At 59.1% G+C, this 15,415-nt stretch carries 15 protein-coding genes; 6 read left to right on the forward strand and 9 right to left on the reverse strand.

What is annotated here, in order from left to right; all coding sequences use genetic code 11:
- Positions 1–38: 38 nt before the first annotated feature.
- Together gatA and gatC are read right to left on the reverse strand one after the other, a co-directional pair.
- Positions 39–1,526, reverse strand: a complete 1,488-nt coding sequence (gene gatA, locus QP934_RS05010) for an Asp-tRNA(Asn)/Glu-tRNA(Gln) amidotransferase subunit GatA (protein ID WP_284786699.1) — start codon at positions 1,524–1,526, stop codon at positions 39–41.
- Positions 1,527–1,823: an Asp-tRNA(Asn)/Glu-tRNA(Gln) amidotransferase subunit GatC gene (gene gatC, locus QP934_RS05015; protein ID WP_005327681.1), complete on the reverse strand. Its 297-nt coding sequence runs from the start codon at positions 1,821–1,823 to the stop codon at positions 1,527–1,529.
- A gap of 204 nt (positions 1,824–2,027) precedes the next feature.
- Between gatC and QP934_RS05020 the strand changes: the two genes are divergently transcribed.
- Complete coding sequence (locus QP934_RS05020; RefSeq protein ID WP_049377149.1) at positions 2,028–2,687, forward strand: amino acid-binding ACT domain protein; 660 nt, start codon at positions 2,028–2,030, stop codon at positions 2,685–2,687.
- 10 nt (positions 2,688–2,697) lie between these two features.
- Here QP934_RS05020 and ligA read toward each other — a convergent pair whose 3' ends face one another.
- On the reverse strand, positions 2,698–4,767 hold the full coding sequence (ligA, locus tag QP934_RS05025) for an NAD-dependent DNA ligase LigA (protein ID WP_419126954.1): 2,070 nt from the start codon (positions 4,765–4,767) through the stop codon (positions 2,698–2,700).
- 45 nt (positions 4,768–4,812) lie between these two features.
- Here ligA and QP934_RS05030 point away from each other — a divergent pair, with 45 nt between their 5' ends.
- Together QP934_RS05030 and QP934_RS05035 are read left to right on the forward strand one after the other, a co-directional pair.
- Positions 4,813–5,484 (forward strand): 3'-5' exonuclease, encoded by a 672-nt coding sequence (locus QP934_RS05030; RefSeq protein ID WP_337888534.1) that lies wholly within the window; start codon positions 4,813–4,815, stop codon positions 5,482–5,484.
- 69 nt (positions 5,485–5,553) lie between these two features.
- Positions 5,554–6,675, forward strand: a complete 1,122-nt coding sequence (locus QP934_RS05035) for an ATP-binding protein (protein ID WP_299140437.1) — start codon at positions 5,554–5,556, stop codon at positions 6,673–6,675.
- Here QP934_RS05035 and QP934_RS05040 read toward each other — a convergent pair.
- Positions 6,672–7,586, reverse strand: a complete 915-nt coding sequence (locus QP934_RS05040; protein WP_337888533.1) for a methionine synthase — start codon at positions 7,584–7,586, stop codon at positions 6,672–6,674. The two genes, QP934_RS05035 and QP934_RS05040, sit on opposite strands and share 4 nt — an antisense overlap.
- A gap of 77 nt (positions 7,587–7,663) precedes the next feature.
- On the opposite strand from QP934_RS05040, the gene QP934_RS05045 reads away from it, so the two are divergent.
- Positions 7,664–8,032 (forward strand): PH domain-containing protein, encoded by a 369-nt coding sequence (locus QP934_RS05045; RefSeq protein WP_086588761.1) that lies wholly within the window; start codon positions 7,664–7,666, stop codon positions 8,030–8,032.
- Here QP934_RS05045 and mnmA read toward each other — a convergent pair.
- The gene (gene mnmA / locus QP934_RS05050; RefSeq protein ID WP_419126955.1) at positions 8,025–9,110 is read right to left on the reverse strand and encodes a tRNA 2-thiouridine(34) synthase MnmA; all 1,086 of its coding nucleotides are present in this window, start codon (positions 9,108–9,110) and stop codon (positions 8,025–8,027) included. The genes QP934_RS05045 and mnmA overlap by 8 nt on opposite strands.
- 94 nt (positions 9,111–9,204) lie before the next feature.
- Here mnmA and QP934_RS05055 point away from each other — a divergent pair, with 94 nt between their 5' ends.
- Positions 9,205–10,041: a spermidine synthase gene (locus QP934_RS05055; protein WP_049378396.1), complete on the forward strand. Its 837-nt coding sequence runs from the start codon at positions 9,205–9,207 to the stop codon at positions 10,039–10,041.
- Here the strand turns inward: QP934_RS05055 and QP934_RS05060 are convergent.
- Entirely contained in the window at positions 10,022–11,182 is a 1,161-nt protein-coding gene (locus QP934_RS05060; protein ID WP_284786683.1) for a glycoside hydrolase family 25 protein, read from the reverse strand. The two genes, QP934_RS05055 and QP934_RS05060, sit on opposite strands and share 20 nt — an antisense overlap.
- A gap of 183 nt (positions 11,183–11,365) precedes the next feature.
- On the opposite strand from QP934_RS05060, the gene QP934_RS05065 reads away from it, so the two are divergent.
- The gene (locus tag QP934_RS05065) at positions 11,366–12,562 is read left to right on the forward strand and encodes an HNH endonuclease signature motif containing protein (protein WP_419126956.1); all 1,197 of its coding nucleotides are present in this window, start codon (positions 11,366–11,368) and stop codon (positions 12,560–12,562) included.
- On the opposite strand, the gene QP934_RS05070 is transcribed toward QP934_RS05065, so the two are convergent.
- The 3 genes from QP934_RS05070 to QP934_RS05080 are packed head-to-tail and all read right to left on the reverse strand — an operon-like array spanning position 12,559 to position 15,406.
- Positions 12,559–13,674, reverse strand: a complete 1,116-nt coding sequence (locus tag QP934_RS05070) for a cysteine desulfurase family protein (RefSeq protein ID WP_284786680.1) — start codon at positions 13,672–13,674, stop codon at positions 12,559–12,561. The genes QP934_RS05065 and QP934_RS05070 overlap by 4 nt on opposite strands.
- The gene (locus tag QP934_RS05075) at positions 13,674–14,615 is read right to left on the reverse strand and encodes an electron transfer flavoprotein subunit alpha/FixB family protein (RefSeq protein ID WP_419126957.1); all 942 of its coding nucleotides are present in this window, start codon (positions 14,613–14,615) and stop codon (positions 13,674–13,676) included. Before QP934_RS05075 ends, QP934_RS05070 begins: the two co-directional genes overlap by 1 nt.
- Positions 14,616–14,623: 8 nt before the next feature.
- On the reverse strand, positions 14,624–15,406 hold the full coding sequence (locus QP934_RS05080; RefSeq protein WP_337888529.1) for an electron transfer flavoprotein subunit beta/FixA family protein: 783 nt from the start codon (positions 15,404–15,406) through the stop codon (positions 14,624–14,626).
- Positions 15,407–15,415 lie beyond the last annotated feature (9 nt).

Below are 15,415 nucleotides of genomic sequence, written 5' to 3' on the forward strand. Positions count from 1 at the left end.
ACCTTTATGGAATCGTTAGGGACTCCACAGGCGACGATTTACTTATCGCGGCCAGCCTCATAGGCAGCGCCCACCTTGTAGAGGCGGTCATCCGCGAATGCCGGCGCCATGATCTGCAGGCCAGTCGGCAGGTTGGTATCGCTCGCCGTACCGGAGGGCACAGACATGCCACACAGGCCGGCTAGATTTAGCGGCAGGGTGCACAGATCGAAGTTATACATTGCCATCGGATCCTCGGCCTTCTCCCCCAGCTTGAATGCCGTGGTCGGGGTGGTCGGGGAAACGAGCACGTCAACCTGCTCGAAGGCACGAGCGAAGTCCTGCGCAATGAGGGTACGCACGCGCTGCGCCTGCAGATAGTAGGCATCGTAGTAGCCCACGGACAGCGCATAAGTACCCAGCATGATGCGGCGCTTGACCTCAGGGCCAAAGCCTTCTGCACGGGACTGGGACATGACCTGCTCGGCGGAGTGGGAGCCGTCATCGCCCGCACGCAGGCCATAGCGCATACCATCGAAACGTGCCAGGTTGGACGAGACCTCGCACGGCATAATCAGGTAGTACGCTGCCAAGGCGTCATCGAAATGCGGGCAATCAACCTCAACAATATCGGCACCCTGCTCGCGCAACTGCTCAACGGCGGCGTGGTAGTTCTCCATCACGCCTTCCTGCCAGCCATCGCGCTCAAACTGCTTAATAAGACCGACCTTGACACCAGAAAGGTCACCCTTGGCACCTTCGCGTGCGGCGGCGACAACCGGTGCTACCGGCTTATCCACGGAGGTCGCATCGAAGGCATCGTGGCCAGCAATGACCTCGTGCAGGAGCGCGGTGTCGAGGACGGTACGGCCACACGGGCCGGCCTGATCCAGGGAAGATGCGGCAGCAATAAGGCCATAGCGGGACACGGTGCCGTAGGTTGGCTTAACACCCACAGTATTGGTCAGCGCGGCTGGCTGGCGGATGGAGCCACCGGTATCGGTACCAATGCCGAGTGGCGCTTGGCCGGAAGCGAGTGCAGCTGCGGTACCGCCGCCCGAGCCGCCCGGGGTGCGCTCGGTGTCATAAGGGTTATGAGCCGGACCAAAGGCAGAGTTCTCATTAGAAGAACCCATGGCAAACTCGTCCAGGTTGGTCTTGCCCAGGATGGGAATTCCGGCCTCGCGCAGACGCTTGGTCACGGTGGCATCGTAGGGAGAAACGTAGCCTTCCAGCATCTTGGAGGCTGCGGTGGTCGGCGCATCGGTGGTAACGAGCAAATCTTTCAGCGCCAGGGGCACGCCTGCCAGACCAGAAGCCGGCTCTTCGCCGGCATCGAGGGCCTTATCCACGGCGTCGGCAGCCGCGAGGGCTTCTTCCGCCCCCACGTGCAGGAAGGAATTAAGCTCCTCATTGGTCTCTGCGATGCGATCCAGGAAGGCCTGAGTAACCTCGCGGGAGGTAATTTCGCGGGAGTGAATCTTTTCCGCCAACTCGGCGGCGGTCAGTGAGGTCAAGCCCTCCGCAGGAACGGTCAGGTTAGACATTTATTCTCCTCCCAAAATCTGTGGCACGACGAAGCGCTCATCTTCTACGGCCGGCGCCTGATCCAAAGCCTGTTCTGCAGTAAGGGTGCGCACAATAACGTCCTCGCGCATCGGGGCGTCCACGGAGTGCGGGTGGCTCATCGGCTCCACACCCTCGGTATCCACGTTTCCTACCGCGGAAACGGAATCAACAATTTCATCAATCTGCGTTGCAAACTGGGCTAGCTCTTCCTCACTGAGGGCCAGGCGGGAAAGCTTGGCGAGGTGGGCTACCTCATCACGCGAAATCTCAGACACGCGAACTCCATCCTTTATCTGCATAATCGACATGCGGGTGAAAAATATTCACACGATGCATGTACTATGTGAATTGCTAACGACCCATGGTACTGCACCTACCGCGACGGCTGCCGCGTCACCCCAAATTTGCGTTGCTTGAAGCCCGCATTGTGACGCACGTATCATGTCTGGGACTACAAACTACCGAAAGCGTGCGAGACCTTGTCCTTTTTGATCCGTGTACTGCTCCCCGATGCCCCTGGCAGCCTGGGCCAGCTTGCCGACGCCTTTGGACTCGTCGACGGCAATATCCAATCGGTCGATATCGTAGAAAACTTCCCCGACGGCACCGTTATGGATGACATTGTCATCGAGCTGCCCCAAGGCGCCATGGCCGATGTCCTCATCACCGCCGCCTCCTCCGTCGACGGCGTGGAAATTGACTCCATCCGCCCGTTTAGCGGCCGAGTAGACCGCCGCGGCCAGATTGAGCTGCTCGCGCGTGTAGCCAATGCCACCAATGTCACTGCGGCCATGGAAGAGGTCGTCGCGGCCATCCCGAAGGCACTCACCTCCACCTGGTGCATCGTCATTGATAATAACGAGCCTATCCGCCGCCTGGCCTCCTCCAACGCCGCCCCGGAAGATGACGGCACCGTTCCTCACGACATTGAGGTCGAAAGCGCCCGCGTCCTCCATCCCGAGCGCGACGAGTGGGTGCCAGAAAGCTGGTCCCTGCTTGACTCCGCACTCGCCGCCGCCCCACTCGGCGATACCGGATTGGTCATCGCCATGGGACGAACCGGCGGTCCTGACTACCTCGCCTCCGAGGTCGAGCACTTGGGCCACATCGGCACTATCTTGGGCAGCTTCCTGAAGTAACTGAAGCGAATTAGACTTCGCCGGTTTCGAGTAGTTGCTGGAATTGCGCCTCGTTGAGAATTGGGATGTCCAGCTCGCGAGCCTTATCCTCCTTCGAGCCAGCCTTTTCGCCGGCAACTAGGTACGAGGTTTTCTTCGACACCGAACCGGTGGCCTTGCCGCCGCGCGAGACAATAGCTTCTTTCGCGGAATCCCTGGTGAAGTTCTCCAAGCTGCCGGTAACCACAATGGTCAAGCCCTGGAGGGTCTGCTCCTTGTGATCCTCGGCCGCTACCTCCATGGCCACGCCCGCAGCAGCCCATTTGTCCACAATCGTGCGGTGCCAATCCACCTCGAACCAATCGTGGAAGGATTGCGCGATGGTCATGCCGACGCCATCGATCTCTGCAAGCTCCTCCGTCTTCGCAGCGCGCAGCTTGTCCATGGATCCATAGCGGGAAGCAAGCGCCCGAGCCGCAATCGGGCCCACGTGACGTATGGACAGCGAGACCAAGACGCGCCAGAAGTCGCGTCCCTTTACCTCCTCTAGGTTGTTTAGCAAGTTCTGGCCTGCCGTATTGACCTTGACATTGCCCTCCTTCTTAGAGCGCTTGTCTTTGGTGTCCTTCTTTGCGGTATAGACATCTGAGGCCAATAGCTTTTCCGCGGTGAGCTCAAAAAGCTCCGACTCATCAACGAGAATGTCGTTGTCGATCAGATCCATCGCACCCTTCTCGCCCAAAGCCTCAATATCCAACGCCTTGCGGGAAGCCAGATACTCCAGGCGTGCCGAGAGCTGCGCCGGACAGGACTGTGTATTGGGGCAACGCCAATCGGCGTCGCCGTCCTTCTGCGGGGCCAATTTCGTACCACACGCGGGACAGTTCTCTGGGAAGGTCCACTCATACTCGCTACCATCGCGCTGCTCGCGCACCGGCCCAAGGACCTCCGGAATAATTTCGCCCGCCTTGCGGATAATGACGGTATCCCCGATGAGCACGCCCTTGCGCTTGACCTCGGATTGGTTGTGCAGGGTTGCCATGGACACCGTGGAACCGGAGACAAAGACCGGCTCCATAATGGCGAAGGGCGTCACTCGCCCGGTACGCCCTACCCCCACCTCAATATTCTTGAGTTTCGTGGTCACTTCTTCCGGCGGATACTTATAGGCAATGGCCCAGCGCGGCGCGCGGGAAGTCGAACCAAGTGCGCGCTGCGAAGCCAAATCATCCACCTTGACCACGAGTCCGTCCATTTCAAAGATGGCGTCGTGGCGGTGTTCTGCCCAATGCGCCACCTCTTCCTGAACCTCTTTGGCCGAGTGCACCTGCTTGGTATACGGGGAAACGGGTAGCCCCCAAGCCGCAATCGCCTTATAGGCATCGTGCTGTGAGCTGGGCGAGAATCCCTCGCGCGCACCCAAGCCGTGGCACACCATTTTCAGGCGGCGTTTTTTCACCTCGGCGGGATCCTTCATGCGAAGTCCACCGGCCGCGGCATTGCGCGGATTAGCAAATTTATCCTTGCCATCAGCCACGCGTTCCTCATTGATCTCCTCGAAGTCCTCGGGGCGCATGTATACCTCGCCACGGATCTCGATAAGCTCCGGAACTGGGTATTCATCAGTCCCCGTCAGCTCGTGCGGAATATCCTCGATTACGCGTGCATTGGCAGTGATCTCCTCGCCCACCGTGCCGTCGCCACGAGTCGCAGCGGTGGTCAAGCGCCCATCACGATAAACCAAATCGATAGACAAACCATCAATCTTCAGCTCAGTGAGATAAGTTTGTGCCGGAGTTCTATCCAACCAATCCTGCATCTCGCCAGCGCTAAAAACATTGTCCAAGCTCATCATGCGCTCAAGGTGCTCAATATCTTCGCCGCCGCTCGGAGCGGCGCCTACCTGCTGGGTGGGCGAATCAGGCACGGCAAGCTCTGGGTGCTCTTCTTCTAGCGCAAGAAGGCGCTGAAAAAGTGCATCAAAGTCGGCGTCGGGAATAGCCGGCTCACCGTTGTAGTACAGATTGCGGTGGCGGCGCACTTCCTGCGCAAGGTCGTTCCATTCACGGTGCAGATCAACTGGATTAGTCACGTTGCACAAGTGTAGCTATCCCTCGTGTCGGGGCTAGCTACTAAGGTATGAATCATGAATTTCGACGCCTCCCGCATGCTCGCCTTCGACCTTGAGACCACCTCGGCCAACCCTAAACAAGCCCGCATTGTTACCTCTGCCCTGGTCCGCATTGACGGCCGCGATGTGCAAAAAATTGAGCACCTAGCCGATCCCGGAATCGAAATTCCGCAGGAAGCGACCAATGTCCACGGAATCACCACGGAAAAGGCCCGCGCAGAGGGCCGCCCCCACGAAGTTGTGCTCAAAGATACGGTCGAGGCAATCAAGGCTGCATGGGAGGATGGCCTGACGCTGATCGTCTACAACGCAGCATTTGATCTCACCGTATTGCGCAGTCTGACCGGAGATTTTACGGTAACCGGCCCGGTCTATGACCCCTATGTGATCGACCGCGTCAGCGATAAGTGGCGAAAAGGAAAACGCACCCTTGGCGCAGTGTGCGAACATTACGGCGTCGAGTTGGGCAACGCCCACGAAGCTACTGCCGACGCCCTCGCCGCCGCCCGCGTGGCTTGGAAACAGGTACGCCAGCACTACCCCAACCTGGCACAGATGGATGAAAACGAGCTCATGGAGTTCCAGGCCGTCAAGTGGTACGAGGACCGTGTCGCCTTTAAGAAGTACCTAGAGGGAAAGGGCCGCGATGCCTCGGATGTCTCGACGGCGTGGCCACTCATCAGTTAAAGTCTCCCAAATCTCCACTTCGAGCCGAAAGTCTCCCAAATCTCCGACAAAACGGGTTACACTAGCCGCATGGACAACCCATTCCGCCCGACATTCGGCGCCCCTCCCCTGTTCTGGGTCGGCCGCGGCGTCGTGCTCGATAGTTTCCGCACTGCCCTCGATGGTTCGGCCGGCAATGCCTCCCGTTCCATGGTGCTAAGCGGCGCTAGGGGCATCGGCAAAACGGTCCTCATCAACGAGTTGGAAGACATTGCTGAAGCGCGCGGTTGGGTAACGCTACGCGCCTCTGGGCGCTCCACCATGGTGGAGGAACTGGTCAACACCACGATTCCGAGGCTTCTCGAGCGGCTGTCGCCCAGCGATAAGAAGAAGGTCAGCCGCATCGGCATCGGCGGCGTAGGATCGATTGGCTTCGACCACCAGAAGGAAGACCGCTTCACCCCCACGTTGAATACTCGCCTACGCGAGCTTTCCTCCGAGCTGAAAGGCACCGGCATCCTCCTCACCATCGACGAGGTTCAAGACGCCGACGTCGAAGACCTCACCACCATCGCCGTGGCCTACCAAGACTTGGTGCGCGATGAAATCGATATCGCCTTGGTGGCCGCTGGCCTGCCGCAGGGGGTCAACCACTTGCTGGACCTGCCCGGGGTAACCTTCCTGCGCCGGGCCCAGAAATTCGTGCTCGGCCCCTTGTCGCCGGCCAATGCGGAGCAGGCGCTCGAACATACGGCCTCGGGGTCGGGGCTGGAGTTTAGCCACGAAGCGATTACGGACGCCGCCGCGCTCACCCGCGGCTACCCTTACCTCGTGCAATTGGTCGGCTCACTGGCATGGGAGCGCAGTCGCCGCAACCAAGAAGGCGGCATTTCCCAGCAGACAATCGCCTCTATCGCCCCAGATGCAATATCGATCATGGGCGCGCAGGTGCACCAACCTGCGACGCTAGCCCTGCCGCCGGCACAGCGGGAGTTCCTAGAAGCGATGGCCGCAGTCGAAGTCGATGGCATCGCCACCATCGCAGACATCGCGGGCCACATGGACCGCACCGTGCGCTCCTTGTCGGCCACCCGCCAGCGGCTTATCGACGCCGACCTCATCGAACCCACCGCACACGGCAAGCTGCGCTATGTCATTCCCTATATGGGCGAATACTTCACCACCACGGATAGCCGCGGGCGCGTCGATTAAAGATCGCCGGCGTCGCGAATGAGGATGCCCGCCACCTCAGCGGCAAAAGAATAGCTGGGCGCGGCCTTTTCCACCGGCCACGGGAAGATATCAACCTGTTCTGGAATTCGCTCCCGCGACAGACCCATGCGGTCGAAGTGCTGTGCAATAGAAATAGCCTCCGTGCGAGCATCTTGCCCTGCCACGCCCAATCCGACGCGAGCGCCGCCATCAATCCACTGCCCCAAGCCATCGAGATGCTCGGGCGAGGCTAGACCAGCAAAATCGAGCAGCACCGTCTTCGCCGCTACTTCCCATATGGGTTTGCGAAGACGAAGGTAGTCCGCACCAAACTCCGCCAGTGTCGCATTGACCTGGTCTGCGGGAACAGCCCTAATCGTATCGAAATCGGTGGTGCCTGGAAGGGTGCCCGAAAGGACGTCGGCAAGCAGGGGCTCGTCCAGCTGCACAAGAACCTCTGCCCCAAAACGCTGTGCCACCTGTGCCTTGTGCTCCTGAATTCCGGCCAATAGTGCACCACACAGGTCCCGGAAAGCACCCAAATCAGTAATCGCGCGGTGCCCGTTTCCTAGCTCCACAGCGGCCGCCAAACTCCACGGGCCTACCGCTTGGACCTTGATACGGGGAACTGACTCGCCCCACACCTCCTGAATCTCGTCCAGGTCGCGGCTCATCTGGTCAACAATCCGGTGCGAGATTAGCTGCGGCCGATCACTGAGCACCCACGAGCGCGGTCCGCGGTCAATGGAGACTGCTTCCAACAAGCCCGCCGTTCGTCCAATGGCCCCAGCATAAATCCCGCGGTCCGGCAACTGCGGAAGGTGCGGGAGACCACCCGTCTCACCCATCACGATGTCTGCCGCCTCACTCATGGAGTATCCCGGCATAGGGCCTAAGCCAAAAGCGTCCATATTCACCTCGGCGCTAGTATTATTTCTCAGAATTATCTATCCGATACGCGACGTATCACTTCGAAAGGAACCTTACTATGGGCGTGGAAAAATACTCCGGCTGGACCTTCTACAACGAGTGCGAAATTCCCCAAGACATTTCCACTGTTTTGGCCGAACAGGAATATCCCGTCTGCGCTTTCAAGACAGTCCGCGATGCCGCCGTATTTACCAATAGGCGCCTCATCATCCGCGACGCGCAAGGCCTTACAGGCAAAAAGGTAGAGATGTACTCCCTGCCCTATTCCTCCATCAATATGTGGTCCACGGAAAACGCGGGAAAGCTCCTTGACTTCAATGCGGAGCTGCAGCTGTGGACTAGGGCTGGCGAATTCAAAATCAACATTGGCCCCAATATCGATGTCCGAGCGCTAGATCGGCTCATTGCCAACTGCGTGCTTAATTAGTTCCGCAGATGGTGCCGGAGCCGATGACGATGTCTCCCAGCTCATCCGGCGAAGGCAAGTACAGCACCGCCGCTTGGCCGCGGGCGACACCAGATAGCGGCTCCTTGAGTTCGAGGTGCATTTCGTCCGTCTCGCGGTCAACGTGGGCGGTACATGGCACCACGGAGCCGTGTGCGCGCACCTGAACCTCGCACTCGAAATCCCCATCCATGCCTGGGTGGAGGTACTTCAGGCGATCGGCCTGAATCGAGGTTACGGCCAAGTCCTCGCGGGCGCCGACGGTAACCGTGCCGGTAGCAGCATCAATATCGGTGACGTAGCGGGGGCGGCCGTCGGCAGCCGGCGCCTTGATGTCCAGGCCCTTGCGTTGGCCGATGGTGTAGTTCCACGCGCCATCGTGCTCCTTGAGCTCCGTGCCCTCTTGATCCACGATCATGCCAGGGCGCAGCCCAATGCGGGCACCCAAAAAGGCCTGCGTATTGCCGTCTGGAATAAAGCAGATATCATAAGAATCCGGCTTCTTCGCGGTGGAAAAGCCATGCGCGGCAGCCTCTTCGCGGATTTGCGGCTTGGGAGTATCGCCGATGGGGAAAAAGCAGTGCTCCAACTCCTCGGCCGAAATCACGCCGAGCACATAAGACTGGTCCTTATTCTCGTCCAAGGAGCGGCGCATATAGCCGTCTTCGTCGATAGTGGCATAGTGGCCCGTCGCAACCGCATCGAAGCCAAGCGCCATGCCCTTTTGCAGCAGCGCTCGGAACTTAATCTTCTCGTTGCAGCGAAGGCAGGGATTGGGGGTCTCGCCGCGGGCGTAGGAATCCACGAAGTCCGTAATGACCTCTTCTTTGAATTCCTCCGAAAAGTCCCACACATAAAAGGGAATGCCCAGCTTATCGCAGATGCGGCGGGCGTCGGCCGAATCCTCCAACGAGCAGCAACCGCGAGCTTTCTCCCTGGTCTGCTGCGCGTCTTTGTGCAGCGCGAGGTGAACGCCAATTACCTCGTGGCCGGCTTCTACTGCACGGGCGGCGGCAACCGATGAATCCACGCCGCCGGACATGGCAACCAATACTCGCATTGTGCTCCCCATTTCACCTTGACTACAGGCCCGAAAGTCTACTCCCTAGCCCCAACGCGGTTTAAATCGAATCCATTCCCTAAGCTTGTGTGACATGGGTAGAAAGCGAGCTTCCACCGATCCGGGAATTACCGGCACCTACGATATTTCTACCGGCACAGCCGAGGTTGTGCCGGATGAGTTTCGCGACCGCGCCTATATTCTCAACGTTAATGGCGTGCCGAGCAGCCACATTGTGCTCGGTGAGCCGGAGGAGCTGGAGTTTGAGTACATGCGCTGGATTGCGGCGGCGGTTGAGCACCTCAATACTCGGCCAGCGAATAAGCTCCGCGTGACCCACCTAGGCGGCGCGGGATGCTCCCTTCCGCGCTATTTTGCCAGCAAGCTTCCGGGCAGCCGCCACACGGTGGTCGAACTCGACGCCAAGTTGGGCGAGTTGGTGCGTACGCTTTTCGACGTCCCCCGTTCCCCCACCGTCAAAATCCGTGCCGGCGAGGCCCGCACAGAAACCGAGGGGTTCCTTCCGTCCAGCCGCGACATCATCATCCGCGATGTCTTTGCTGGCGACAAGACACCAGCCAACCTCACCACCGTGGAGTTCTTTCAGGCTGCAAAGCAGTCGCTGGCGCCGGGGGGCCTCTACGTAGCCAATTGCGGCGACCATTCCGATCTACAGCTGGCAAAGAGCGAGCTGGCGGGCCTCGATCGAGTTTTTGACCACCTCGCCGTCATCGCGGACCCACCGATGCTCAAGGGTCGGCGCTACGGGAACATCATCCTGGTGGCCTCGGATACAGAAATGCCAGCCGAGGGCTCCGTCGAAGCCGCCCAGTTGGCAAAGGCACTCTTAGGCGGGGCCGTGCCCGCCCATTATAAAGACGAGGCCTGGACCCGCGCGTTTTTTACTGGTGCTACTGCAGTACGCGATTAAGCAGCGTAGCTACTTGTCCCGCGTCAAAATCGGGTACGTCAGCGCCGGCGTTCTTGGCGGCATTCTTAGCTTCCGATACCTCCGACTCGGAGACGTTGCCTGACTTAACGTTGTTCACGTGACCGGCATTGTCCAGCAGGATAGCTAGGTCGCTGACGGAGAAGTTACCCTTGGCCATATCGCCCAGGTCCTCCACTGGAAGGGCGTCCTTGTCTTGCAGGGTCTTTACGAAGCCGGCCAAGCCCTCCGCCGCTTGGGGATCGAGGCCGGACTTTTCGGCGGCGTCGGCAAGCTGCGGAATCGCAATCAGCCCCGCCGCCAAGGCCAAAATAGCACCGATGAGCGGCGTACTATCGGAGCTTAAATCAAGCCCATCGCTCACAACCAGCTGCTCGAGCGCGCCGCCCACGTCTACGTAGTTGCCGTCGCTGAAGGACTGCAGTTGCTGCTTGGAACCATTAAACAGGTTCATGTCGACGTCGGTAGGAATGCCTGCCACCTTGCCGGAGCCAGAACGCTGCCAGAAGGATAGCTTGTTCCAACCGCCTACGGCATCAGGCGCTTGATCCTGGTATGCCGCGAGCCACAGTGGCATATCCGAGAACTTCTGGGAGTTATTCATCTGGCCCATCCAGAAGTACTTGTAGGTGTAGATCATGGGCGTGCGACCGGTAAGACGCTTGAGCTCGTTAGTAAATTCTTCAATCCATTGCTCCAGCTGTGCCGCAGACTTTCCTTCCGCCACCTCGATATCAAGTGCAGGAGGCAATGTCTGATCCGGGGCTAGGGCGATCTGCGCGGCAAAATTGGCCGCCTGAATCTTGGCGTCGCCAGCCGGACGTGCGTAGTGGTATGCACCAGTCTTGAGTCCAGCAGCATTAGCCGCCTGAATATCCTCTACATAGTGGGGGTTTACCCAATCACCGCCCTCGGTAGCCTTCACGAATGCAAAGGACTGACCGTCGGTACGCACCTTTGACCAATCGATGGGCGTGCCGCCCGGATGCTGGTGCGCTGCAACGTCAATGCCCTTAGGTGCACCGAGGCTCACCGCCTGGGCGACGGCGGTACCACTTACGGCTAGTGCAGCCACGGTGACCACCGCAGTAATACTCTTTCGGAGTGCCTTCTTTGATGTCATGCGCGTGAGTCTAGCAACGCCTTCACTCGTGTCACATCTTTAACACGCGCCACTTGAAATAATTTTCTTTACCTCCATTTCACCCCCTCTTGGAATACATCCCTTTAGAACATACCTTTGCCCACACCCCCTTGCAAAGGGGCAGGGCACGCCTTAAAATATTCACCATGGAGTTAAGTACACATGTTCTACAAATCGGGGGATTTCATCTTGGACGCCTACTACATAGTCAATGACCCCAACGATCCGCTTGCAGTTAAAGCCACAGAAACCAGAAAACAAGATTATCTATTCTGGAATGAGGTGAAGCCAGACCTAGAAGAAGATTTCGACATATCTTGCCACACACTTTCCACCCGCACGGGCTTAAGCGAGCGGCGCACGCGAGACATAACAATGGCCCTTTATCGACTCGCAGAGCTACCACTGACAAAGGCGCTCCAGGAAACCTATTACTTCCTGGATTTCTCTCGTCTTATTACTATCGACGCCGTGCTTAGCAAGCTGGGCGACATCCCGACCGAAATTCTCGAGCGGATAGACCAAGAGCTTGCGCGTTACCTGACCCCCACGAAGCCCGGCCAGGTACTGCCTTCGAATACCAATTTGCGGCGAAAACTAAATGGCCTCATCGCTGTGGAGGACCCACACCCCAATGAAGATAAAGAGCCTGATGCAGGGAACAACTCCTATTTCACCTACCACAGTTTCGGCGGGAAGGCCGGGCTAGCAGTGGAATTCGATGAACCTACCATGCTAGCCATCGATGAACACGTTAGTAAGGCAGCCGAAGAGCATAACCTCACGAAAGCTGAAGCCCTAGCCAAGCTAATTCTGGGCGAAATTGAGTCGCGGGCAAAAGTGGTTCTTCATATGTACCGAGCCCACGACCAGGAGGCTGCTCCCGCATTTATCCGGGGATTCGGATGGGTAAGCCCTGAGACCGCTGACAGTCTGCGTCCCACCCAAACGCGGGATATGGACCTTGCAAAAAGGATGGAGAGCGAAAGCTACGTTACTCCCCCGCTCGTTGGCGCCTACGTGGAAGGCCGCGATGGCGTGTGCCGCTGGCCAGGTTGTAATCGCCCCGCAGAGAACTGCCAAAAGGACCACCGGATTGACCATGCACAGGGAGGGAAAACGGCGGGGAGCAACTTGGCATCACTCTGCCAGCATCACCACAACATCAAAACCGATGGTGGTGCCTTCTACATCATGGATCCGCATACTGGAGACATAGTATGGCTCTTTGACGATGGCCGCTGGGAATATGATGAGCCTCAAGGACCGCTAGCGCCCAAGAACAAGAACTGGGCGCTTACGGTCGGCCAAGCTATCGCCGCCCGGCGAGCTGCGGCGAAAGAAAGGAATGATAGCTAGACGGAACGGGCTCGTGAAATAACCTTCGGAAGATGAGCCAAGACGTAGTCAACATCTTCTTCCGAAGTAAGCCTGCCGAGAGTAAAACGCAGGGAACCGATTCCTTCCGCCTCACTTACGCCCATTGCCTCGAGGACATGAGACATGCGGTTTACGCCAGCACTGCAAGCACTGCCGGTAGAGGCCTCGATCTGCAAGGAATCCAGCAGCATGATGAGGCTATCGCCATCAGCACCGGGAAATGAGACGTGCAGGTGGGAAGGCAAGCACGGCTCGGCAGAGTTGACCACTACGTCGTCGATGGTGGCGAGAATTCCGTCGCGCAGCTTATTGCGGAGAGCAGCAATTCGCTCACCCTGGGCGGTGATTTCAGAGACGGATTCCTCCAACGCCGCAGCTAGACCGGAAGCGCCCGCCACGTCCACGGTGCCAGGGCGGATGCCCCGTTCTTGGCCACCGCCGTAGGCAATCGGCTGGGGCGCAGGAGTGCGCTTGGCCAAAAGCAGACCGATGCCGCGGGGGCCGCCGAACTTGTGGGCGCTGGCGGCGAGGCTGGTGATCCCTAGATCAGAAAAATTGATGGGAACTTTGCCCACGGCCTGCACCGCATCCACGTGCACGGGTGTGCCTGTCGCATTCGCACGTGTGGCTATCTCTTCGATGGGCTGAATGGCGCCGGTTTCGTTGTTGGCCCACATGCAGGTAGCGACGTCGGCAAGCGTGTCTAGGGCCGATAGATCTGCAATGTGCCCGGAACGGTCGACGGGAAGGATATCGACAGCTGCTCCGGTTGTCTCCAGCTTAGAGACGGTATCGCGCACGGCTGGGTGCTCAATATCGGTAGAAATAATGCGGTTTGTTTGCCCAGCCGCGTAGAGACCCTGAATGGCGATATTGTCCGCCTCGGTGCCAGAGGAGGTAAAGATGACTTCGATGGGCTCGCAGCCGAGGAGGGAAGCCACCTTTTCACGGGCATCATCCAGCACGGACCGAGCCTTGCGGCCAGAACCATACTGCGCGCCGGAGTTGAGGGAGCCGGCCGCCGCCACCCACGCGTCAATCGCGCTCTGGCGCATCGGCTGTGTAGCGGCATAGTCAAAGTAGTGCGGCATTACTGGCGCGCCTTCAGTTCCTCGGTCAGGGCAGGTGCGATTTCATGCAGGTCGCCAACGACGCCGAGATCAGCGATCTGGAAGAACGGCTCATCTTGGTCTTGGTTGACCACCACAATGGTGCCGGAAGTCTGCATGCCAGAGGTGTGCTGGATAGCGCCAGAGATACCCAAACCGATGTAGAGGTCGGGCGAGACGGTAACACCGGTCTGGCCAATCTGATAGGCGGCGTCATAAAAGCCTTCATCGACGGCGTCGCGGGTGGCGCCGACTGCGGCACCGAGGGCATCGGCAAGCGGCTCGACAACGGCGCCGAACTCGTCGCCCACGCCACGGCCGCCGGCGACAACTGCCTTGGCCTCGGTAATTTCTGGTCGTGCGGACTTCTGTGCCGGGGTAAAGGAAGTTACCTTGACGTCTTTGCCCGTGGCGGCCGGCAACGGCATCGGCGCCGGCTGCGCCTCCACCTGCTGTGGTGCAGCCTCAACCGCGCCCGGTCGAAGGGTGTAGATCGGGCACTGCCCAGCGGCGGTAGAGGTGGTCTCATAGGAACCACCGAAAATGCTCATCTGGGCGGAGCCATCGGCGGCGATGCCACTAACATTGACCAGTGCGCCAGAGGCGAGGCGAGCCGCAAGTCGGCCGGCAATCTCGTTATTGGCCGGAGTTGCGGCCAGCACAATGGGCGCTGGGTTCGCAGCGCCCAGCACATGCAGGGCATCAACCTCCGGGGTAAGGAAACGCTGTTCATAATCCTCGGCCGTTGCCTGAACCACCTGTGCGGCACCGAGGGCGGCAAGGTCGGCATCGAACTTATCGGCCTGCTTGCCGACGACCACTGCGGACACCGTACCCAATTCCCGCGCGGCCGTAATCAGCTCGCCGGTAACGGGAAGGAGGTTGTCCGCGTCGTGCTCAACTAGTACGTAAACGTGCGACATATCTACTCCTAAATCAAGTTCTTTGCGGACAGGAAGTCAGCGATCTTCTTCGCTGCATCTTGCGGGTTGGGCTCCGAAATAACTTCGCCGGCGGTGCGCGGTGGGCGCTTCTCAGCGGCCGACACGGAGGTTGTCGGCGCGATGGCCTCGATGCCCAGATCAGCCAGGGTGAAGGTGGTGATTTCCGCCTTCTTAGCTGCCATAAGACCCTTGAAGTTGGGGAATCGTGGCTTGTCGCTCTTATCGTTCACCGTAACGATCGCTGGCAGCGGCGCCTCGAGTTCCCAGGTGCCGCGCGCATCATCACGGGTGCCCTGCAGGATGCCGTCAGCTAGCTCTACCTTGTGCAGGCCGGTAAGGGCCGGCAGCTGGCGGTATTCGGCGAGCAGGCCGGCAAGCAGGCCGGTGGAGGCGTCGGAAGCTTCGGTGCCGGCGGTGATCAGCTGGACGTCGTCAAGCTGATTGAGCGCAGCATTGAGGGTCCAAGCAGTCGATAGCGCGTCCGCTCCGGCCAAGGAATCATCGGAGACGAGCACGGCATCGTCGGCGCCCATAGCCAAAGCCTTACGCAGTGCCTCGTCGGCCTGGGCCGGCCCCATCGTCAGCGCTACGACTTTGTAGCCCGCATCGGGGTTATTGTCGCGCAGTCGCAGAGCTTGTTCCACGGAGTACTCATTAACCTCATCAATGACGTTATCCACGGAGGTGCGATCCAGGGTGTGGTCATCGTTCAAAGACTTGGTAGACCACGTATCCGGCACGTGTTTGACCAGAGCCACGATAGTTGGCATTGGGCACTC

The sequence above is a fragment of the Corynebacterium sp. MSK122 genome, assembly GCF_030229435.2.
Taxonomy (GTDB): Bacteria; Actinomycetota; Actinomycetes; order Mycobacteriales; family Mycobacteriaceae; genus Corynebacterium; species Corynebacterium marquesiae.